This window comes from Polaribacter sp. BAL334, from assembly GCF_015767435.1.
Taxonomy (GTDB): Bacteria; Bacteroidota; Bacteroidia; order Flavobacteriales; family Flavobacteriaceae; genus Polaribacter.
On the sequence record NZ_JADWOV010000233.1, the window covers coordinates 1 to 23,653 of the forward strand.

Sequence of the window (23,653 nt, forward strand, 5' to 3'; positions counted from 1 at the left end):
AGAAAATAGGTAATTATAGTAAATATGCAGCATTAACTGCATTAGGTACTTATATGATTTTGAATCCTAAAAAAGCTCAGGCACAAAGTCCTGCTGCTCCTGGAGATGGATTTTAAGTATTGAAGCAACTAAAATTAAAAAAAAGGATTAACTATGAGAAAAATGTTTTACACCAAAAATCAATTAAAAATCACACACAAAATTACAGTTTGGTCAAAAGGTTTTTTTGCTGCATTGTTAATATTATTTACAGCTTCTTCAGAAAGCAAAAATAAACTTCCAGCAATAATAACACCTGAGGTTGAGGTGCAAGAATGTAAAGAAGGTGCCCAACTGATATTCGAAGAAGGATTTGAACTAGGAGAATTAAACTTAAAGGTTTCGGGTGATAGGAGCAATCCTCCTGAAGTGATACAAAGTGAAACTGCACGAGGAGGGAATTATGTCATGAAATATCAATTATCTTTTGAAACTGCTCATCCCTACCGAACAGAAGTTACGTTAAATAAATCAGGGTTGTTGTTTGAACCACAAAAGGAGTATTGGGTAGGAATAAGTACCAAACTTGATGAAGATTTTAACATGTTCCACTCTTTCAATGATCAAGGAATGATATTTCAATGGCATTATCATCAGCGTAGCACAGGAGTTCCGGATGCTCAACCACTTGTTGGACGCTATAGAGATGGAAAAGTATACATACAATGTGAGTTGTTAGATGATTATTTAGCTTCAACTCCTGCCAAATTTGGCGAATGGGTAGATTGGGTGATTCATGTAAAGTTCGATAGTAAAGAAGGTCTTTTTGAGGTATGGTGGAACGGTAATAAAGTGGTTGATTGGACTGGAGATAATCATCAGGAAGAAAGGGCGAATGGTTCTACTTATATGAAATTTGGATTGTATTCATCTCAATATAGAGAAACAAACATGGGTCCACTGCCTAAAGGACAGTCTCGTACTGTTTATCATGATGAAGTACGTATTGCAGGCAAAGAAGGATGTTACGAACTTGTAGCGCCTAAACATTAAATTAGTTTTAATTAAAAATAGATAAGAGATGAAAACAAAAACAAATAGCAAATTCCATTGTAATACATTACAGATATCAAAATTATGTATGGTGCTAATCTTAGTACTATCGGTTTCATGTGAAAAAAAAGAGCAGGATAATAATATAATAGTACCGCCAGATGAAGTTGGCGACTGTGTCGCTGGTGCTCAATTAACAATGCAAGAGTCTTTTGAAACTGGTGATTATACGTCAAATATAAAAGAAATTAAAACAAGCGGTAACCCAGCCGAAGTTATAAAAACCACAGATGCTCGTGAAGGTGAGTATATACTTAAATCGCAAATATCCCCAGAAAGAGATAATCTGTATCGTACTGAGCTTTCCCTTAAAGATGCCATGTACTTTAAGCCTGAAGAAGAATATTGGGTAGGTATCAGTACAAAGTTAGATACAGATTTTGTATTGCCTTCTCCTTTTAATGATCAAGGCATGATAATGCAATGGCATTACGATAATTGGAGACGTCCAGAAGTGCCAGATGCTCAGCCTTTCGTATTACGTTATGACAATGGTAAAATAAATATTCAATGTGAAATGATAGATGGGTACTTAGCAGATGTTCCTGCAACAATTGGTCAATGGATAGATTGGGTAATTCATATAAAGTTTGATGACAAGGATGGTATAATTCAAATATGGTGGAATGGTACCCAGGTATTGGATTGGACAGGAGATAACCACCAGGTAGAAATGATTGAGGGAGCTTATATGAAATTTGGGCTATATGCTGCTCAATTTAATCCAGACAAAGATTTTGTAATATCAATGCCACAAGGGGCTACACGTACAGTTTACCACGATAATCTTCGAATTGCTGGAGCTGACGGATGCTATGATCTTGTAGCCCCAGTAAGGAATTAAATTAACAAACTCAACATAAATAGTATGAAAAAAAAATTAGCAATAGCGGTAGTATTTTTGTCATTTTTTTTAAACGCAGAAGCGCAAAAATTAACAAAACAAATTGAAAAAAAGGCGCTATTGTTTGAGGAGGGTTTTGAATCCGGGCAAATGAATCTTAAAAAATCAGGAAATGCACCTGAAGTGGTAAAGATGAAAAATGCACGTGCTGGAAAATACGTAATGAAAACTCAAATAAGCCCAGACAAAGAAGTAAGGTATAGAACCGAAGTTAGTTTGAACAGGGAAGACATCATTTTTAAACCAGGTAAAGAGTATTGGTTAGGAATAAGCACTATGTTGGGTGATGATTTTAATGATTCTGATAGCATCCAAGATCAGGGTATGCTGCTGCAATGGCATTATTTCGACTGGAAATACCCTAAAGAATTGGGTCTAGGTCAGCCACAACCCCTTCTTATAAGGTACATAGGAAATAAAGAGGTAATTGTAGATAGTGAAGTCTTAGGTTTAGAAGGAACTGCTTCCCGAGAAATGGTAAAATTACCAATTGAAATTGGAAAATGGGTAGATTGGGTAATTCATTATAAAATTGATAATAAAGACGGTATTATACAGGTGTGGTGTAATAATAAGCTTGTTGTAGATTGGATTGGGGATAACCATCAAATTGAAAAGAAAGAAGGGGCTTATCTGAAGTTTGGCCTTTACTCTGCACAGTTTAAAAACAATTCTTGGGGTATAGATATGCCTGCTAATTATTCTCGTACAGTTTATCATGATGAGATACGTATTGCCGATGAAAATGGTTCTTATCAGTTAGTTGCACCTCGCAGTAAATAATATATTTTGTAAATACTTTTTATAATGAAACGTATGTCTTTAAAAACAATTTATGTTAGTATCACTGTTTTAATTTTCTCTTGCAACAATACTTCTAAAAAAACAGAGCATCAAAACAAACCTTCACAACCCAATATTGTGATTCTTTTAGCGGATGATATGGGGTATGGTGAGTTAGGTTGCTATGGTCAAGAAGTAATAAAAACACCCAATATTGATAAATTAGCTAGCGAAGGCATGCGGTTTACGCAGTTTTATGCAGGAAGTGCTGTATGTGCACCATCAAGAGGGGTGTTAATGACAGGTATGCAGGTGGGTAAGTTAAATGTTAGAGGTAATTATGGTCATGTAGCAGATGGCAACTGGGGGCGAGTAGCACTAAAAAAATCAGAAATTACTATTGGAGAAATGCTTAAAGATGCTGGTTATCAAACTTCATTTATTGGCAAATGGCATCTTGGGGTTCCTGAAGATGTAAGTACTTGGGCAACAGGTAGAGGTTTTGATTACGCAATACAAGAGCAATGGGGCAATAAGTTAGAGGGTGGAAAGTTTGATGAAAACGACCATTGGGTAAACAAAAGAGATAGTGTGCTTTATTATGATTGGAAACAATATGATTGCAAAGACGTTTTCCGTACCAATTTAGCGATTGATTTCTTAGATAAAAAAAGAGATGCTAATAAACCGCTTTTTCTAGTGATGTCATATAGAACTCCTCACGTCCATGAACCCGATTTAAGAGAAACTGAACGCTACAATGAGTTTGGTTGGCCAGAAAACGAACGACGTCATGCATCACGCATTACCATGCTAGATGAACAAGTACAACGTTTGTTAGATAAGCTAGAGGAAATGAACGAATTAGATAACACATTGGTAGTTTTTACTAGTGATAATGGGCCACAAGCCGAAAATCACAGCGATTTATTCTTTAAAAGCGCTGGAGGATTAAAAGGTAAAAAAAGAGATATGTATGAAGGAGGTATTCGTGTTCCTATGATTGCCTGGTGGAAAGGAAAGATTAAAGCAGGAAGCATTTCTAATCATCCAGGTATTTTTTATGATATCATGCCAACATTGGCTCAAATAGTGGGTGTAGAAAGTCCTTCTCAAACCGATGGTATATCTTTCTTGCCTGAGTTAATGGGTAATACCCAAAAAAAGCACGAACACCTATACTGGGAATTGCAAGAAGGTAAAACGCAAGAAGGCTTCAGAACTGCTTTGCGTAAAGGCGATTGGAAAGTATTGCGTTATCAGAAAAGTGGTAATGCCGAACTCTATAATATTAATAACGATGTGTATGAGCAGCAAAATCTTGCATTGGAGTATACCAAAAGGGTAAAGGAAATGGATACCATAATGTTAAATCAGAGTGAAGCCAATCCGCATTGGCCATTTTCTGGAAAAATAAAGAAGTAAGGGGTATTTAGACATAGGCGAAACAATTTTTAATTCTAGATAAAAAGGAGCTACATCTTATAAATGATGTCTTTCTTCTTCATAAAAATGCTGATTTAACATTAAATACTCATATTCAATACTCCCTATGAGTTAAAGATGCCATAATCGTATCATTTTAATAGAGATGTATATATTTATAAAACAAGTGTACAATCATTAAAAAAGTAAGGTTGTATACTCACTAACTTAGTAAAAATAAAATTTCATCTAATGCCTAAAATAAGATTTTTTTTGTATGTAGTGGTTTTCTTGGTAGTGAATACAAACGCACAAGACAAACCCAATATCCTTTGGCTTACAAGCGAAGACAACAGCGTTAACTGGATTGGGTCTTATGGTAACCCTTATGCAGAAACCCCAAATATTGATGGATTAGCAGAGCAAGGTTTTCGTTATACCCATTGTTATGCCAATGCTCCGGTTTGTGCACCTCAGAGAAGTTCATGGATAACAGGTGTTAATGCTATTTCAATGGGGACACACCACATGAGAAGTAGAAACAATATTCCGCATGACATGATACCTTATTATCCTGATGCATTGAAGAAAAACAAATACTATGTAGCAAATTCTAAAAAAACTGACTATAATATTGGTGGAAGAGATGACAAGGAATGTTGGGATAATAATAGCCAACCTGAAGTCGAATGGGATATTCTTAAAGCGAATCAGCCTTTCTTTCAAATTATTAATTTTGGTGAGTCTCACGAAAGCAAAGCTCATGATGGTAAAGATGGACGTGATATTGAAAAAACGGAACATAGTCCTAACGATTTGGAATTGTATGCCTACCATCCAGATTTGCCCACCATTCGAAAAAATTATGCATTATACTATGATGCAATTAAAAAAATGGATGCCAAGATTGGTGAAGCTATTCAAAAATTGGAAGAACTTGGACTGGCAGAAAATACCATTGTAATCTATAATTCTGATCATGGTGGAGTTATGCCACGCAGTAAACGTTTTTTGTTTAAAGGTGGAATTCACTCGCCTCTAATTATTAGAATTCCTGAAAAATATAAACACTTATGGCCAAATGCCGAGAAAGGAACAACAGTAGATCGTTTAGTGAGCTTCGTAGATATGCCAAAAACTTGGTTAAGTCTTACCGGTAGCGAAGTGCCTGACTGTATGCAAGGAAATATATTTATAGGGAAAGAAAAGGAAGCAGAACAACCATTTCATTTTGCTTTCCGTGGTAGAATGGATGAACGATTGGATAACGCCAGGGCTGTATATTCAAAGGATTTTCTTTACATCCGCAATTATATGCCGTATGTTCCCTGGATGCAGAAGCTTGGATACCTTTGGAAGGCAAAAGCAGCTCAGTCTTGGGATAATTATGTAAAAGAAGGCAAAGCCAATGAAGTGCAGTCGAAATACTTTTATCCGAAAATGTATTCCGAAGAGTTTTATGATTTGAACAATGATCCTGATAATATTCACAATTTAGTAGGGAGCGATACACATCACGAGCAAATTAAAAAAATGCGTGAGGCTTTGCGTAATTGGCAATTAAAAATACACGATTCAGGATTACTTCCAGAATCTGAAATGTTAAAACGGGCATCAGATCATAACACCACCATTTATCAAATGGTTCGTAATCCTGAACTTTATAGCCTACCAGCGTTATTAGATGCTGCAGATGTGGCACTTGAAAAGAAAAAGGAAAATTTACCCAAATTACAAAAACTATTAAAATCAACCGATTCAGGACTTCGCTATTGGGGTATCGTGGGTTGCTTTTTACTTGACGATTATAAAGCTGCAGAAACAGTTCTTAATGACGATTGCGACGAGGTACGTGCAATGGCTGCTTGGACACTAATACGCAATAAGAAAAAGAAAAAAGGGTTAAAATGTTTACAAACGCTTCTTACAGAAAAATCAGAAGCAACATTAACCGTGCTTAATATGATAGATTGGATAGATAAGGATGCCAAGGTGTTGATGAATTATATACCAGAAGAAGAACAATTGGGCGATTATGAAAAACGCATGTTACAAATTTTAAAAAATTAGAAAAATGAATACTAAAAAGTCGTTTAGCAAAATTTCAAAAACAAGAATAGTAAAAAGTACTTACAAAACCAGTTGGTCTGATTGTTAATATTCAAAATAGAATCTTAGACCTATGAAAATATTAAAACAATTAATAACCTATATCCTTCTTTTAGGATTTGTTGTAGTTTCATGCACGAAACCTAATAATAAACAGGCTCGCCCTAACATCATTTGGTTATTTTCCGATGATCATGCCTATCAGGCTTTAGGAGCCTATGCAGATCGGTTTCAACAATTAAATCCTACTCCTAATCTAGATCGTTTGGCTAAGGAAGGAATGTTGTTTGAAAAAGCCTATGTGGCCAACTCTATCTGTGCACCAAGTAGAGCCACTCTGCTCACGGGTAAGCATAGCCACATCAACGGAAAAGTAGATAACCGCGTACCTTTTAATCATAATCAAGAACAGTTTCAGAAGATATTACAACAGCATGGCTACCAAACAGCTATGGTAGGTAAAATTCATCTGGATGGCAAGTTACAAGGCTTTAACTATTGGGAGGTATTACCAGGACAAGGAAATTATTGGAATCCTGAGTTTGTAACCGAAAAAGATACCACGCATTATAAAGGACGTCACTCCTCCGAAGTCATTACAGAACGAGCCATTAATTGGCTAGAAAATGGTCGGGATACGAATAATCCTTTTATGATGATGGTGCACTATAAAGCACCGCATCGTAAATGGGAACCTATGAAACGTTGGCAAGAGCATTATAAAAATGTTGTATTTCCTGAACCCGAATCGTTATTCGATGATTATGATCATCGAGGTACAGCTGCCAAGAATCAGGACATGACCATCGCTTACACCATGCGCATGCTAGAAGATTTAAAGGTTGTTAAGGGAAGTGATAGATGGAACGAGTTAAAGACAAAAAATTTAACTGGAAAGGAACTGGTACGCTGGAAATATCAGACTTATATGCGCGATTATATGGCTTGTGTTTCTGGTATGGATGAACAAATTGGAGTGCTATTAAAGTATCTAAAAGAAAATGGTTTAGACCAAAATACAGTGATAATGTATGCTTCCGATCAAGGTTTTTATCTTGGTGAACATGGCTGGTTTGATAAACGTTTTATGTACGAAGAGTCATTCCGAACACCCTTAATAGCCAAATGGCCAAATGTGATTACACCTAATTCTTGTGACAAGCACTTAGTTCAAAATATTGATTTTGCAGAGACGTTTTTAGATATTGCAGGTGTTCAGATTCCCCAAGACATGCAAGGGTTAAGTTTATTACCGCTATTAAAAGGGAAGTCTCCTGAAGATTGGCGAACACATTTGTATTACCATTATTATCAATATCCAGGCTACCATGCTGTGCGACGTCATGAAGGGGTAACAGATGGGCACTTTAAATTGATAAAATTTTATGGATTAGATGTACCCAATGATGAAGAATGGGAGTTATATAATCTTAAAAATGACCCTAATGAGATGCGCAACGTTTACTCTAATACAGCATATATAAAAGTAGTAAAAGACTTAAAGTTAAAACTTAAAGAGCTTAGGATGAAGTATAAAGTTACCCAAGTACCACAAGTTGATCGTAGAAAAGAAACACTTAAGAAGCGTCAGGAGAAAAACTTTAAACGTGCAAAAAATGGCTTGGAGGGGGTAAAATGATCAATTCAATTAAAAATGTACGGATAAAGTTTTAAAGACGAATTAATTTTGCATTCTACAACCTTAAAACAAAACTATTGATTTGAAAGAAAAATTATCAAAAACTACACAAAACAAAAAAATGAAAAACTACACAACACTTTTTAAAATTCTCGTGCTGCTTACTGTAATAATAAGCTGTGAATCATCGACAGGTAAAAAGTCTAAAATAGCCATAGATAAAAAAGTAGATTCTTTATTACGTTTAATGACTCTTGAAGAAAAGATTGGTCAAATGAACCAATATACAGGTTTTTTTGATCCTACTGGGCCAAGCCCAAAAGCAGGAAGTGATGCAACTAAATACAAACATATAGAACAGGGTTTAGTAGGATCTATGCTAAATGTTAAAAGTGCAGAAGCTGTATTGGAAATACAAAAAATAGCAGTAGAAAAAACACGACTAGGTATTCCTTTAATATTTGCCTTAGATGTTATACACGGTCAGAAAACATTAGCACCAGTGCCCCTAGCAGAATCTGCAAGTTGGGATTTAAAAGCTATTGAACAATCAGCTAGAAATGCAGCCATAGAATCATCAGCACAAGGAATAAACTGGACATTTGCTCCAATGGTTGATATCTCTAGAGACGCCAGATGGGGCAGAGTTATGGAAGGAGCAGGAGAAGATACCTATTTAGGAAGCCTTATCGCAACAGCAAGAGTCAAAGGGTTTCAGGGTGATGATTTATCTGCTCACAATACAATTGCTGCTTGCGCTAAACATTTTGTAGCTTATGGGTTTGCTGAATCTGGTAGAGAATATAATACTGTAGATGTAGGAACCTCTACGTTGCATAACTTTATTTTACCACCATTTAAAGCGGCAGCAGATGCAGGTGTAAAAACCTTTATGAATTCCTTTAACGATTTAAATGGTATTCCTGCAACAGCAAATACGTATTTACAACGAGAACTCTTAAAAAAGGAATGGAACTTTGATGGTTTTGTAGTATCTGATTGGGGTACAATAGCAGAATTAGTAGCACATACCTACGCAAAAGATTTAGAAGAAGCTACAAAAATGGCGGTCTTAGCAGGTAACGATATGGATATGCAATCTTTTGCGTATGTAAAACATCTTGCGAATTTGGTAAAGGATGGGCAAGTAGATGAGGTTTTAGTAGATGAAGCTGCTGGTAGAATTTTAAAAGTGAAATTTGAATTGGGACTTTTTAATGACCCGTATAAATATTGCGATTTAGAAAGAGAAAAAGAAGTATTAGGCAATAAAAAATTACATGCAGACGCTTTAGATATCGCAAAAAAATCTATTGTTTTATTAAAAAATGAAGGCCAATTATTACCACTTAAAAAAGAGGGACTAGATATTTTAGTTGTGGGTGAACTTGCTAATGATAAAACAAGTCCATTAGGCAATTGGAGAGTAGCTTCTAAAGATGGTACTGCTATTTCTGTTCTAGAAGGCTTAAATACATATACAAATAATAGAATTAGCTATCAACCAGGACCAAAAGTGTTTGAAGGAAAGCCGAACTCTAGAGATGAAATTAAAATTAATACTTCAGATAGAACTGGGATTAAAAAGGCTGTAAATGCTGCAAAAAATAAAGATGTAGTTCTTATGGTACTTGGTGAACACGGTTTACAATCTGGAGAAGGAAGAAGTAGAACAAACTTAGATTTACCAGGTTTGCAACAAGAATTGTTAGAAGCTGTGTATAAAGTCAATAAAAATATAGTACTTGTTTTAATGAACGGAAGGCCCTTGGCAATTAATTGGGCAGATGAACATTTACCAGCTATAGTAGAAGCTTGGCAATTAGGTACGCAAAGTGGTAATGCCATAGCCGAGGTTTTATATGGTGATTATAATCCTAGTGGTAAACTAACAATGAGTTTTCCAAAAAACGTAGGACAAGTGCCAATTTATTATAATCATAAAACTACAGGAAGACCCGTATTAAAAAAAGGAAAAGGTGTGTATTGGAGTCACTACTCTGATGTTGATAATGAGCCTTTATATGAGTTTGGGTTTGGGTTAAGTTACACATCTTTTTCTTATGAGGATATCAAGTTAAGTACAAATTATTTATCAAAAGACAGTGCTATACAGGTTTCCTGTACTTTAAAAAATACCGGTAATTATACGGGTAAAGAAGTGGTGCAAATGTATATTCAAGATTTGGTAGGTTCAACAACAAGACCCGTAAGAGAGTTGAAAGGTTTTGAAATGGTTACTTTAAAACCTGGTGAGTCTAAAGAAGTATCTTTTACTATTGATAAAGAAACCATTCAATATTATACAGTAAACAATAAGTGGGAGGCAGAACCTGGCGATTTTAAAGTATATATTGGTGGTAGTTCAAATGCTTCATTAAGTGCTAGTTTTAATCTTGCTGAATAGATAAAACAACTCTAAAGGTTTTGAAAATGAAGATGCAGTAAACTGCAATTATCAGGTATATAGGAATTATTCCCAATGATATTTATAAACTAGATTTTACAATCATTTTTATTGAGGTCAACAAAGGTAAAAGAGTTGCTAAACTAAGGGAGATACAATTTCATAAAGGCAAATTCAAAAATGTAATTCAATAATCAGTAGTAATGAAATAAATAGTTCGGGTAAATTATTTCAAGAGATTTCTCGTTTTCTAGGGGTATTTTAAGTTAAAATCAAAATTCAAAAAAATGATTTATGCTATGGTATCCCTTTTTTTGTATGCATTTTCTAATCGATTTAATTCGACTACTAATGGATAAAAATATAAAATAGCTGTACAATTGTTAAAACAGTAAGGTGTCATACTTTATACTTTAGCGAAGTATTAAAATCTTTAAAAAGATGTACTCTATTTATTTTTTTGTTGATGCAGAAACATTTAGAGAATAATTTGATAAGATGAGTAATAGTATGAATACAATAGAAGTTTACGTTAAAAATAAAATTTAAAATATGATTTTTTGTATTAGGGAAATGAAACATAAAATAAAATGGATGGTAACTATTGTGCTTGTATTACTAGGTACTCAAATGGTATTATCTCAAGAAAATCCAAACATCATTTTAATTTATGCAGATGATATTGGTTATGGCGATATTGGTTGTTACGGAGGAGAAGCAATTCCTACACCTAATATAAATAAACTTGCTGAAGAAGGTATGCGTTTTACTGCAGGATATGCAACAGCTTCAACCTGCACACCTTCGCGTTATTCTATACTTACGGGTCAATATCCATTCCGTAATTATCGTGCAAAACAAGAAAAAGTATTACCAGGAAACGCACCATTAATTATTGATCCAGCACAACCTACATTACCAGCTATGTTAAAAGGCGTAGGTTATACAACAGGCTTAGTGGGTAAGTGGCATTTGGGTTTGGGTAGTCCTAAAAATCCATTAGATTGGAATACCTTTATTACACCTGGGCCAAACGAGGTAGGTTTTGACTATTCTTACCATATGGCAGCAACAAATGATCGTGTACCTTCAGTGTATATAGAAAATGGATATATTGAAAATTTGGATAGCAACGACCCTGTACAAGTAAGTTATAAAAAGCCTATTGGTAATGACCCAACTGGTTTGTCTCATCCTGAGTTATTAAAAACTCAAACCAACATACAACATTCAGGTACTATTGTGAATGGCGTAGGTCGTATTGGTTGGATGAGTGGAGGAAAAAGTGCTCGATGGAAGGATGAAAATATGGGCGATATTTATCTAAATAAAGTCGTAAATTTTATAGAGAAGAATAAAAAGAAACCGTTTTTTTTATTTTATGCTTCGCATGAAAACCACGTACCTAGAATTCCACATCCACGTTTTAAAGGTTCTACATCTCTAGGTGTTCGCGGTGATGTAGTGGTACAATTAGATTGGAATGTAGGACAGATTGTAAAATCTTTAAAAGAAAATGGTTTGTATGAAAATACAATTATTGTATTCACTAGTGACAATGGACCCGCAGTTTATGATGGCTACTATGATGGTGCTTATGAGAAGAATGGCGATCATCAACCAACAGGGCCATATCGTGGTGGAAAATATAGTGCTTGGGAGGGAGGCTGTCGTGTGCCATTTATTGTTTCGGGTCCCAACAATATACAAAAAGGGGTCTCAGATGCTATTATAAGTCAGGCAGATTTATTGGCCAGTTTTGCGGACTTAACAGGAGGTAAGATTTCCGATGATTTTGAAATCGATAGTCAAAACCTCATTAATCTGCTAACCGGAAAATCCAACAAAGGTAGAGAACACGTTGTTTTGCAAGGAGTGGGTATAAAATCCATTCGCAAAGGTGCGTGGAAGTACATTCCACCAGGTAAGGTTCGCAGCAAAGGTAGTATCGATGAAATGATATTTGATTACATAGGTAATGAAGGTGCGCTTTTCTTTTTACCAGAAGATCCAAGTGAAACAAATAATTTGGCGAGTAAGTATCCTCAAAAAGCTAAAGAATTAAGCTTATTATTGAACGCTGAGTTGAGTGAAAAATAATTTAATACAATGAATAAGGCAAATCAAATAAAAATTCAAATTTTAATAGGACTATCTCTTTTAGTTATTTTATGTATTTCTTGTAAAAATGTTTTTGATAACACGAATACAAAAAAGCCCAATGTAGTATTTATTTTAGTGGACGATTTGGGATGGAAAGATATTAGTTGTTATGGAAGTGATTACTATCAAACCCCTAATGTAGATAAACTAGCAAAAGCGGGAGTTAGTTTTTTTAATGGATATGCTGCTTGTACTGTTTGTTCTCCTACCAGAGCCAGTATTATGACTGGCAAATATCCTGCTAAAATTAACTGCACTGATTGGATTGAAGGGCATAAAAAACCTTATGCTAAGCTTAAGGTGCCAGACTGGACGATGTATATGGATACTACAGAGGTAACACTAGCAGAGGCTTTTAAACTAAATGGTTATACCACTGCTCATATAGGCAAGTGGCATTTGGGCGAAGATGCTATATACTGGCCTGAAAATCAAGGTTTCGATATGAATAAAGGGGGTTGGTCAAAAGGGAGTCCTAATAGAAATGTTGCAATGGGCAGTAAGGGGTATTTTGCACCCTTTGGGAACCCTCGCTTAAAAGATTTACCTAGTGATGAATACCTTACAGAGCGTTTGACAAATGAAGCCTGTGAGTTCATAAAAGCGCATAATGAGAAACCCTTTTTTTTAAATTTTTGGCTTTATAATGTGCACACTCCATTGCAGGCCAAAGAAGAAAAAGTAAATAAGTATACTGCCTTAGTTGATTCATCTGCGTATCAAAAAAATGCCGTTTATGCTGCTATGGTAGAGCATATGGATGATGCTGTAGGCCGAATTATTGATGAGTTAGAGCGTGCTAAAATTCTAGAAAATACCATTATTGTGTTTACATCGGATAATGGAGGATTAATTGGCAATAAAAAAAATAAGGTGACCGATAATTATCCTTTAAGAGAAGGTAAGGGTAATATGTATGAGGGTGGCGTTAGAGTGCCAAGTATTATTGTAGCTCCAGATATGATTGATAAGGGGACTAAATCTTACACGCCAATAATTTCTATGGATTATTATCCAACTTTACTAGAATTAGCGGGTTTAGAGTTGCCATCATCAATAAAAAAAGAGATAGATGGTATTAGCCTACTGCCAATTATAAATAATGAAAACGCTTATGAAAGAGAGGCCCTTTTTTGGCATTATCCCCATTATCATACACAAGGAGCAAAGCCGTACAGCGCTGTTAGAAAAGGAGATTGGAAGCTAATACGGCATTTTGAAAATGATAGTTATGAGTTGTATAATCTAAATAATGATATATCAGAAGAACAAAATCTATTGAATGAAAACCCTGAGAAAGTACTGGAATTAAAAGAACTTTTGTTTAAATGGTATCATAAAGTTGATGCTCAATTTCCGACAGAGAACCCTAAATACGATCCTAACATAAAGTAAAAAATAATTCACATTCAACTAAATACATAATAATGACTTCAAAATTTCATCTAATAGATTACATCATTTTTATTGCGTATGCTATTCTGATTCTAGGAGTAGGATTATGGGTTTCTAGAGACAAAAAAGGGCATCAAAAAAAATGCCGAAGATTACTTTTTAGCCAGTAAATCATTGCCTTGGTGGGCAATTGGAGCCTCGTTAATTGCAGCAAATATTTCTGCTGAACAATTTATTGGAATGTCAGGCTCGGGATTTGCCTCAGGTTTGGCAATTGCTTCTTATGAGTGGATGGCAGCCCTTACTTTAATCATAGTAGGGAAGTATTTCTTGCCCATTTTTATTGAAAAAGGTTTTTAAAATAATATTTTTTTGATAATTAACATGTTACTTTTGAAAAGTATAAATGAATCTAAAATAATTTTAATCACTCTGAAAATTGATTTTTTATATGATTAATATTTTTTAATATGAACAAAAACGCTCCAATATATTTCATGATTTTTAGCGTAATTGCTTTTGCGCTTATGAATATTGTTGTTAAATACTTATCAAATTTCAATGTGTATCAAATAGTATTTTTTAGGACTTTAGGAACATTGGCATTTACAATTCCAATTGTTTTAAAACAAAAAATTCCCTTTTTAGGAAACAAAAAGAGATTATTAATAGCAAGAGGTTTTTTGGGTCTTATTTCTCTTTCTTGTTTTTTTTCATCATTACAGTATTTATCTGTTGGAACCGCAGTTTCTCTTAGATACACAGCACCAATTTTTGCGGGGGTTTTTGCAATGTTTTTTTTAAAAGAAAAAATAAAAGCAATTCAATGGGTGCTATTTATCATTGCATTTATAGGGGTCCTTATCATAAAAGGCTTTGGTATTGACGTCACAACAATTGGATTGATTTTAGCAATTTCATCAGCATTTTTTATGGGGTTAACTTTTGTTGTTTTAAGAAAAATTGGAACAAATGATCATCCATTAGTAATTATAAATTATTTTATGATAATGGCTTTTTTATTTGGCGGTTTTATGTCTATAAATCATTGGAAACAACCCAATTTTTCAGAATGGTTTCTATTACTTAGTCTCGGACTTTTTGGTTATATTGGGCAGTTATTTTTGACAAAAGCATTCCAAGTTGGAGAAACTTCATTAGTTGCACCTTTAAAATATTTGGAAGTTATTTTTACAATTATTTTTGGTGTTATTGTACTCGAAGAAAACTATAATTTATGGACTTTAGTTGGGATTTCATTGATTTTAGTTGGGTTGATTTATAATATTTATCTTAAGAAAACTGATTAAAATCTATTTTAACTCACTTCAATATTACGAAGGAATAAATATTTTTTTTAAAAAAGCAAACCACAAATAGTCCATCTGTATTTTCCTATAGTTGTGTTTGTTGCAGTCATGGCGTTTTTAGGTTAGTTATTTTTAATAGTTTGTATCAAACGCAATACTTTTTTGGTTTCAGATTCAATGGTTGTATAATCGTTGTTTGCCATCAATGTTTTACTGATCAATTTGCTGCCCATTCCAACCGCAGAAACGCCTGCTTTAAACCATGCACCAATGTTTTCAGCTGTGGTATCTACACCTCCAGTAGGCATAAAAACCAAGTCAGGAAAAATATCTTTTATGCCACTTAAAAAATCAGGACCCAACATATTTCCGGGAAATAATTTGATGAATTGTATCCCTGCATTCTCAGCAACAATAATTTCTGTAGGAGTCATACAGCCTGGACTGTATAAGATTTCTTTTTCTTTGAGCAATGCAGCAACTTCTGGAACAAAACCAGGACTGATAAAAAAATCAGCGCCTATTTCAATGTATTTTTCTGCTTGCTTTTTGTTTTTAATGGTGCCAATTCCTAATAATAAATCAGGCATTTCTAAATTTCTAATGGCAACCATTTTGGTAAAATTACTGGCAGCAGTTTCTCCACGACTTGTATATTCTACGGCTTTTATCCCAGCTCTGTATAAAGCTCTTAACACTTCTATAGTGGTATGTTCGTGTGCATGAAAGTACAATGGAAGCATTCCTTGTTGAACGATGGTATTGATGACAACTTGTATTTTGCTCATTTTTTTAAATTTTAACTTTAAATACCAATTTCTTAATTATTCCCTCACCAATCATTGGCGCATGAACATCTTCAGGAAAGAAGATGACAAATTGCCCAGCTGTTAATTGAAAATCCATGTCTGGAACATCATCAAAAAAGAGGACATCTTTTTCAGAATTGTAATCGCCTTTTGGTTTGGTACATTTTTCTCTTGGTTTCCATCCCATGGTTTCAGTACCTTGTAAACAAACTTGAATATCAATATGTTGATTATGGCATTCAAATTTAGCATAACTCATTTCCCGAGTTTTTCCTTGAGCTGTATTGACAATTACCTTCAATCCTTCTTCGATTTCGATGACGTCATTTTCGATAGTTGCAAAATCATTTTGACGAATAAAATCAAAAGCTTTTGCAAAAAGAGGATGCAAATTGGTGTATTTTGAAGCGTTGTGTAGTGAATCTATGATCATTTTATCTGAATTATCTTGCCACTCTACCAGATGCATCACCACCCATAAGTTTGGTAACTTCATCTACTGTTACTAAGTTCGCGTCTCCTTTTATAGTGTGTTTTAAGCAAGATGCTGCCACTGCAAAATCTAATGCATTTTGATCATTGTCTGGATACGTTAATAATCCGTAGATTAAGCCTCCCATAAAACTATCACCACCACCAACTCTATCAACAATGTCAGTGATTTGATATTGACGTGTTTGTAGCATTTGTTTTCCATCATATAAAACACCAGCCCAAGTATTGTGTGATGCTGAGATAGAACCTCTTAAAGTGGTAATTACTTTTTTAGCTTTTGGGAACTTTGCCATCATTTGTTGACATACTGATAAGAAAGCTTCTGCCTTTACATCATGTCCATGTGTTTGAACGGCTAATCCTTCTGGTTTGATACCAAAATGCATTTCAGCATCTTCTTCATTTCCTAAGATGATATCACAAAACGAAGTTAATTCAGTCATGATTGCTTCTCTATCTCCTCCAAATTTCCAAAGTTTTGCTCTGTAATTTAAATCTGTTGAAATAGTAATTCCCATTTTGCTTGCTGTTTTTACAGCCTCTAAACAAACATCTGCTGAACTTTGAGAAATTGCAGGTGTAATGCCTGTCCAATGAAACCATTCTACGCCTTTAAACACTTCCTCCCAATTTACCATGCCTGGTTGAATGTCTGCCATTGCTGAATGTGCTCTATCATAAACGACTTTAGAACCTCTAGAAACAGCTCCTGTTTCAAGGAAATAAATTCCTAAACGATCACCACCCCAAACAATTTTATCAACACCAACGCCTCTTTTGCGCATTTCCATCATGGCACATTCTCCAATATCATTTTTTGGTAAACGCGTTACAAAATCTACTGAAATGCCATAATTTGCTAAAGAAACTGCAACATTCGATTCTCCTCCACCATAGACAACATCAAAGCTATTTGCTTGTGAAAATCTTAAAAACCCTTCAGGAGCTAATCGTAACATGATTTCTCCAAATGTGACTACTCTACTCATATTATTTTATTATTTATTTTTATTTAAACTCAACTTCTTTTACTCCAATATTGTAATCTTCACCCCTTAATTGAATGAATAGTTTTTTCATTTCGTTTCTTTTTTCAGGATTTGAATTCGCTAAATTGTTTTGTTGACTTTTGTCTTTTGTTAGATTGTATAATTGCTCAAAAGGGAAATTCCCCACTTCAATACCAACTTCTTCACGGAAGTTTTTGCCATCATAGGCTGGAATGTATAACCAGTCACCACTTCTTAAGGCAGTTTTTCCAGTAGCTTCAATAATCAATTGATCACGACCTTTTTTAGAGTTTCCTAAGAAAGCCTCCAAGATATTTTCACTATCTGTAGTTGATTCTTCAGAACCAATCAATTTTGCAATAGAAGCTAATAAATCCATTTGACAAACAATAGCATCAGACACTTGAGGTATAATTTTTCCTTTCCAATAGGTTATGAAAGGCACTCTTGGTCCTGCTTCAAAAATGCTGTATTTACCACCTCTTAAATCACCATTTTGTTTGTGATTACCAATTTTTTCCACAGCATCATCATAATAACCATCATTCAAAACAGCGCCATTATCACTTGAGAAAATGACTAAGGTATTTTCTAAAATCCCTTGTTCTTTTAAGGTTTTCATAAATTCCCCCACAATCCAATCGGCTTCTAAAATAACATCACCCCTTGGACCCATGCCCGATTTTCCTACAAATCTAGGATGTGGCGTTCTTGGTACATGAGGTTGTTGCAAGGCATAATACAAAAAGAAAGGTTTGTCTTTATGCGTTTTTACATAGTCTTGCGCTTTTCCTAAAAAATGATCTGCCATATCAACATCACTCCATTTGGCAGCTTTTCCACCTTTCATAAAACCAATTCTTGGAATGCCGTTTACAATGCTACTGTTATGTCCATGATGCCATTTCATAGTGAGCATTTCAGGATTGGAAATAGCAGTTGGTTCGCCATTAAAATTCTCAAAATAATTGACCTCAATAGGATCATTTTTGTCCAAGCCAACTACATTTCCATTGTTGATATACACCGTTGGCACTCTGTCTTGTGTTGCAGCCATGATGTAAGATTCGTCAAAACCTACTTCATTTGGTCCTGGCGAAATATGCTGATTCCAATCCACCACACCAGTTCCTAAACCTAAATGCCATTTACCCACAATGGCAGTTTGATAGCCATTATTTTTGAGCAATTTGGGCAATGTTTGTTGGGTAGTATCAATTAATAAAGGCGCGGTTCCAGGTAGAATTTTGGCGTTTTTATTTCTCCAAGGATACATTCCTGTGAGCATTCCATACCTACTTGGTGTGCAAGTTGCAGAAGTTGCATAGCCATTTGTGAATTTAATTCCGCCATTGGCAAGCGCATCAATATTGGGTGTTTTTAGTTCAGTTGCACCATAAGCACTTAAATCCCCATAGCCTAAATCATCCAAATAAATAATGACAATATTGGGTTTAGAAGTCTTATTTTCAGCCTCTTTTGCGGGTTTTTGTTTTGATTGGTTGCAAGCACAAAAAATAATTAGACCAATTAATAATTGATAAATTCTCATTTAGGTTATTTTATTTTTTTATTTCAATTAGTAACGGATTATTAATTTTTGTTGAGAACTCATTCAAATAGTTTCCCCAAGCCAATTTATCTTTAAATTGATTGCTTTTTTTCCAAGTAAACCCTGCATAATAAATCGTTTTATTGTCAATAACATGAAGATGTAAATAAGCATTGCTTTCATCTTTTGCAGTTGTTTCATATGTTTCTTGACCAGCAAAATAGTTGTTTTTTGTTACAATGGCTGTTCCAAGTTCTGAGTCTGTATGAGGTTGCCAATAACTTATAAAACCAAGTTGATTGTTTGCAGTTACTTCACCATCATTTTCATGCAGCGTTAATCCAGCAGAAATAGTTTCTGTTCCTGAAATTGTTGTTTCAAATTTTGATAAATTACTTCCATAATCTAAACTAATAATTTTTGATTCGTTAATTTCCTTTGATCCAACTTTCCAATTAGCATACTCTAAATAAAAACTTGTACGTAAAGGTCCAGAAGTAATAGTTCGCCATTTGATAAAATTCTTTGAATAATGAAAAACACTATCCTCTTTTACAGCAATTCCTCCAACACCTCTGCTAATTCCTACATGAAAATTATCCAAGCCTTCGCCTGTATCTTCGTGATAAGTTCCTTCGGTTTCTGTTTCTTTTTTATACCAATTGTTGATAATTGGATAGTCAACTCGTTTTAACCAAGCATCAATTCCGCTAGAAAGTGTGCCACCTTTGATGTTTTCTTCTACCATTTTTTGGGCAGTTGGGCCATAGGTTCTGAAAGCAACTCTGTCATTTTCCCAAGCGTAATCATCTGTTCTTTCAGGCACAAATCGAGAGTAACAATACACATTAGCTTTCGGTTTATTATCTTTGGGGAGTACAACAACTTCAAATTTCTTTTCTGAATTTACATTTATTTTTGGTTGAAATAGTAATTGATCCATTATTCCATCACCATCTAAATCAACGGTTTGAGATACTACAAATTCACCAGCATCAATATCTTTAATTGCATAAAGACTTAAATCTTTTACATTTAATTGTTCCTTAGATAATTCAACAGTTTCAAATTGTCTATCAATTGAAAGCGTATTTTTTACAGTAACAATAAGTTTTGATGATCCTTTAGAACAAGAAAGAAACAGCAATACTAAACTTACAAGAAATACATTAGAATAATATTTCATGATTTTATTCATTAGCAGGTTTTCCAATAGTAGCTAAAATACCTCCGTCAACATACAAAATATGTCCGTTTACAAAATCACTAGCTTTTGAACTTAAAAAGATGGCAGCACCCTGTAAATCCTCAGGATCTCCCCAACGTGCAGCAGGAGTTCTACTGATGATAAACTCATTAAATGGATGTCCATCAACTCTGATTGGAGCAGTTTGACTAGTGGCAAAATACCCAGGACCAATTCCATTGGTTTGAATATTGAATTTTGCCCATTCTGTAGCCATGCTTTTTGTCAGCATTTTCAATCCTCCTTTTGCGGACGCATATGCGCTTACAGTATCTCTTCCTAATTCGCTCATCATAGAACAAATATTGATGATTTTTCCACCACCACGTTGAATCATTCCTTTGGCGACATTTTTTGAAACGACAAAAGGACCCACCAAATCAACATCAATCACCATTTTAAAGTCACTCACTTCCATATCAACAATGGGCGTTCTTTTAATGATTCCAGCATTATTTACCAAAATATCTATTGGACCTACTTCTTTCTCGATTTTTTCAATGGCTTCAATCACTTCATTTTCTTTGGTGACATCAAATACATATCCAAAAGCATTTAATCCGCACGCTTTGTATTCTGCAACAGCATCAGCAAGAGCTTCTTCGGAGTTGTTATTTACAACAATTGTAGCCCCAGCATTTCCTAAACCTTTTGCCATTGCCATTCCTAAACCGTGAATTCCTCCAGTTATTAAGGCTGTTTTACCTGTTAAATCGAATAAATTGATTGACATAATATTTTAAAGTTTGATAGTTATTTTAATTCGTTTATTTTACAATGATCCATATCACCATAATCTAGATTTTCACCAGCCATTCCCCAAATAAAGGAATAACTACTAGTGCCTGAACCAGAATGAATAGACCAAGGAGGAGAAATGACAGCTTGATGATTTGCCATCCAAATGTGTCTTGTTTCTTGTGGTTCGCCCATAAAATGACATACTGCTTGATTTGGATCAATTTCAAAATAAAAATACACTTCCATTCTTCTGTCATGAACATGTGCAGGCATCGTATTCCAAGAACTTCCTGGTTTTAGCGTTGTCATTCCCATTTGTAATTGGCAAACCTCCACAACGCTATTCACAATATATTTTCGCAAGGTTCTTGCATTGGCAGTTTCAGGAGCACCTAATTCAATGGTTTCAACATCCTCTTTACCAATTTTTTTTGTTGGATAGGATTTGTGTGCAGGAGTAGAGTTTATATAAAATTGTGCAGGTGTATCTGAATTCTTGCTAGAAAAAATCACTTCTTTATTTCCTTGACCAACATACAATGCCTCTTTGTGTTCTAACGTAAATGTTACTCCATCAACAATTACACTTCCTGCTTCGCCAACATTGATGATTCCTAATTCTCTTCTTTCTAAAAAAAACTCCGATTTTAAAGCATCAATAGTTTCTAAAATCAAAGAACCGTTTTTTGGAACAGCACTTCCTGTGATAAACCTGTCAAAATGAGAATAAATTATACTAATTTTATCTTCTACCATAAGCGTATCAATTAAAAATTCCTCACGTAATCGTTTGGTATCGTATGATTTAACATCTTTTGGAGAAGAAGCGTATCTTGAGCTATAATAAGTTTTCATTTTAATAAGTTTGTAAAATTTTGGTAAAAGTAAAAAAATATTTTAAAAATACAATCGATTGTATAAATAAATATTTCCTATTTTTGTTTCCAATAACCTGTTGGGTGAAATTGAATTTTAAAAATAGGTTGCCACTAATTCATGAATTTATTGCTTCCGTAAATCCAATTTTCATCAAAGATGAAAACAATTATATTGATGAATTATTGAAAATTTGTGAATTCGTGGCGAAAAAATATACATATTGAATACAATTAGAGTTCCCAAAGAGTTAAAAATAGTTTTGCATTTTAAATAGATGAATCAGAAAAAAATTACCATTCACGATATTTCTAGAGTACTAGGAATTGATAGTTCTACGGTTTCAAGGGCTTTGAATGATAGTGACAGAGTTACCCAAAAAACGAAAGAACTCATATTAAATAAGGCAAAAGAATTAGGCTATCAGCGAAATATTTTAGCGTCTAATTTGAGAACCAATAAAACCCAAACAATTGCCATTGTATTGCCAAGAATTTCGAGATACTTTTTTGCTACTGTAATTGCGGGTATTGAAGAAACTGCGCAAGAAAAAGGATTTAATGTGGTGATTTGTCAAAGTTTGGACAGTTTTGAACGAGAGAAAAAAATTATTCATAATTTAATTGCCAATAGAGTTGATGGAATTTTAATCTCTATTGCTATGGAAACAACCAATTATGAACATTTAGAATCGTTTCAATCCTTAGGAAATCCGATTGTTTTTTTTGACAGACCCTGTCATTTAGACAACTGTGTGAACATTACTATTGATAATTATACTGCGAGTTTCAAAGCTACAGAACATTTGATTTTAAAAGGGTGTAAACACATTGCCCATTTTTCCGGAAAACAAAATATAGACTTGTACAAACAACGAAAAGAGGGATATTTAGGCGCACTTCAAAAATATCAAATACCAATTGATGAAAACTTAATTTTTGAATCCAACCTTTCTGAAGAGGATGGTGTCATCATGGCAAAGAAAATGCTCGAAAATCCTGAAATTGATGGATTGTATTCCTCAAATGATACTGCTGCCATCAGTGCCATTCAATATTTAAAAACGCAAGGAAAAAAAATTCCACAAGACATTGCAGTAGTAGGTTTTAATAACGACCCAATTGCGGCTATCATTGAACCTTCATTAACAACAGTGAATCAACCTGGATTTGAAATTGGGAAAATAGCTGCCAACCAATTAATTTTACAAATTGAGAATAAGACATCACAAAACAATTCACTCATATTGAACTCAGAATTGATCATCAGAGATTCTTCAAACAGATAATAAAGCGAGAAATATTTGAGATTAGTTACCAAATTAAAATATCATCTTTTTAATTGTTGTGATATTTTTTTCATTTTCTTTTAAAATCAAATTAAAATCACCCATAATTTCATTTTTTTGTTTACAAAATACTTTTTCAATTTTTTTATGAAACCCACTTCAATTTCTTTTAAAGTAATTTTAAAAATAGATTATTCATCTCCAAATTTTTTTTAATCTAAAATTTTCAAGTTTATTTTTTCAAAAAACTCAAATGTTTTATTTGAAGTCAGGTCTATATGGTTCACCACTCGAACCCGCAACTTATATGTTGCGGGTTTTATTTTTAAAAGAGATTTTACATTCCAAAATTATTTTAAAATCATTTAAAATATTTGAACTTTGGAATGCTTGGGGTACAAAAAAACTC

The 23,653-nt window shown here is 34.1% G+C and carries 18 protein-coding genes and 1 pseudogene; 12 read left to right on the forward strand and 7 right to left on the reverse strand.

Annotated features, from left to right (window positions below; all coding sequences use genetic code 11):
- The first annotated feature begins 153 nt into the window (after positions 1 to 153).
- The 11 genes and pseudogenes from IU405_RS03055 (at position 154) to IU405_RS03105 (ending at position 15,227) form a co-directional block, all read left to right on the forward strand.
- Complete coding sequence (locus tag IU405_RS03055; RefSeq protein WP_197437144.1) at positions 154 to 1,032, forward strand: heparin lyase I family protein; 879 nt, start codon at positions 154 to 156, stop codon at positions 1,030 to 1,032.
- 28 nt (positions 1,033 to 1,060) lie between these two features.
- Entirely contained in the window at positions 1,061 to 1,936 is an 876-nt protein-coding gene (locus tag IU405_RS03060; RefSeq protein ID WP_197437145.1) for a polysaccharide lyase, read from the forward strand.
- Positions 1,937 to 1,960: 24 nt separating this feature from the next.
- Positions 1,961 to 2,779 carry a heparin lyase I family protein gene (locus IU405_RS03065; RefSeq protein WP_197437146.1) on the forward strand — a complete coding sequence of 273 codons (819 nt, stop codon included), beginning with the start codon at positions 1,961 to 1,963 and terminating at the stop codon, positions 2,777 to 2,779.
- 33 nt (positions 2,780 to 2,812) lie between these two features.
- Positions 2,813 to 4,204, forward strand: a complete 1,392-nt coding sequence (locus IU405_RS03070; protein WP_197437147.1) for a sulfatase-like hydrolase/transferase — start codon at positions 2,813 to 2,815, stop codon at positions 4,202 to 4,204.
- Between the two features lie 252 nt (positions 4,205 to 4,456).
- Positions 4,457 to 6,274, forward strand: a complete 1,818-nt coding sequence (locus IU405_RS03075; protein WP_197437148.1) for a sulfatase — start codon at positions 4,457 to 4,459, stop codon at positions 6,272 to 6,274.
- A 112-nt stretch (positions 6,275 to 6,386) separates the two neighbouring features.
- Positions 6,387 to 7,952 carry a sulfatase gene (locus IU405_RS03080; protein ID WP_197437149.1) on the forward strand — a complete coding sequence of 522 codons (1,566 nt, stop codon included), beginning with the start codon at positions 6,387 to 6,389 and terminating at the stop codon, positions 7,950 to 7,952.
- A gap of 121 nt (positions 7,953 to 8,073) precedes the next feature.
- Positions 8,074 to 10,359 carry a beta-glucosidase BglX gene (gene bglX / locus IU405_RS03085; protein WP_197437199.1) on the forward strand — a complete coding sequence of 762 codons (2,286 nt, stop codon included), beginning with the start codon at positions 8,074 to 8,076 and terminating at the stop codon, positions 10,357 to 10,359.
- Positions 10,360 to 10,932: 573 nt separating this feature from the next.
- Entirely contained in the window at positions 10,933 to 12,459 is a 1,527-nt protein-coding gene (locus IU405_RS03090; protein WP_231749495.1) for a sulfatase family protein, read from the forward strand.
- A gap of 9 nt (positions 12,460 to 12,468) precedes the next feature.
- Positions 12,469 to 13,917: a sulfatase gene (locus IU405_RS03095; protein ID WP_197437150.1), complete on the forward strand. Its 1,449-nt coding sequence runs from the start codon at positions 12,469 to 12,471 to the stop codon at positions 13,915 to 13,917.
- A 32-nt stretch (positions 13,918 to 13,949) separates the two neighbouring features.
- Positions 13,950 to 14,271, forward strand: a pseudogene (locus tag IU405_RS03100) (sodium:solute symporter family transporter); the annotation flags it as partial.
- Between the two features lie 143 nt (positions 14,272 to 14,414).
- Positions 14,415 to 15,227, forward strand: a complete 813-nt coding sequence (locus IU405_RS03105; RefSeq protein WP_197437151.1) for a DMT family transporter — start codon at positions 14,415 to 14,417, stop codon at positions 15,225 to 15,227.
- Positions 15,228 to 15,349: 122 nt separating this feature from the next.
- Here IU405_RS03105 and IU405_RS03110 read toward each other — a convergent pair whose 3' ends face one another.
- From IU405_RS03110 to kduI, 7 genes are read right to left on the reverse strand one after another with little or no spacing between them, the layout of a single operon-like run.
- Positions 15,350 to 16,015 carry a bifunctional 4-hydroxy-2-oxoglutarate aldolase/2-dehydro-3-deoxy-phosphogluconate aldolase gene (locus IU405_RS03110; protein WP_197437152.1) on the reverse strand — a complete coding sequence of 222 codons (666 nt, stop codon included), beginning with the start codon at positions 16,013 to 16,015 and terminating at the stop codon, positions 15,350 to 15,352.
- A 4-nt stretch (positions 16,016 to 16,019) separates the two neighbouring features.
- On the reverse strand, positions 16,020 to 16,532 hold the full coding sequence (locus IU405_RS03115; RefSeq protein WP_231749497.1) for a YhcH/YjgK/YiaL family protein: 513 nt from the start codon (positions 16,530 to 16,532) through the stop codon (positions 16,020 to 16,022).
- A complete protein-coding gene (locus IU405_RS03120) occupies positions 16,480 to 17,520 on the reverse strand; it encodes a sugar kinase (RefSeq protein WP_197437153.1) in 1,041 nt (346 codons plus the stop codon). Before IU405_RS03120 ends, IU405_RS03115 begins: the two co-directional genes overlap by 53 nt.
- Positions 17,521 to 17,539: 19 nt before the next feature.
- Positions 17,540 to 19,093 (reverse strand): sulfatase family protein, encoded by a 1,554-nt coding sequence (locus IU405_RS03125; RefSeq protein ID WP_197437154.1) that lies wholly within the window; start codon positions 19,091 to 19,093, stop codon positions 17,540 to 17,542.
- A gap of 10 nt (positions 19,094 to 19,103) precedes the next feature.
- A complete protein-coding gene (locus IU405_RS03130) occupies positions 19,104 to 20,279 on the reverse strand; it encodes a DUF4861 family protein (RefSeq protein WP_197437155.1) in 1,176 nt (391 codons plus the stop codon).
- A 4-nt stretch (positions 20,280 to 20,283) separates the two neighbouring features.
- A complete protein-coding gene (locus IU405_RS03135; protein WP_197437156.1) occupies positions 20,284 to 21,072 on the reverse strand; it encodes a gluconate 5-dehydrogenase in 789 nt (262 codons plus the stop codon).
- 20 nt (positions 21,073 to 21,092) lie between these two features.
- The gene (gene kduI, locus IU405_RS03140; RefSeq protein WP_197437157.1) at positions 21,093 to 21,935 is read right to left on the reverse strand and encodes a 5-dehydro-4-deoxy-D-glucuronate isomerase; all 843 of its coding nucleotides are present in this window, start codon (positions 21,933 to 21,935) and stop codon (positions 21,093 to 21,095) included.
- A 298-nt stretch (positions 21,936 to 22,233) separates the two neighbouring features.
- Between kduI and IU405_RS03145 the strand changes: the two genes are divergently transcribed.
- Positions 22,234 to 23,244: a LacI family DNA-binding transcriptional regulator gene (locus IU405_RS03145; RefSeq protein WP_197437158.1), complete on the forward strand. Its 1,011-nt coding sequence runs from the start codon at positions 22,234 to 22,236 to the stop codon at positions 23,242 to 23,244.
- Positions 23,245 to 23,653 lie beyond the last annotated feature (409 nt).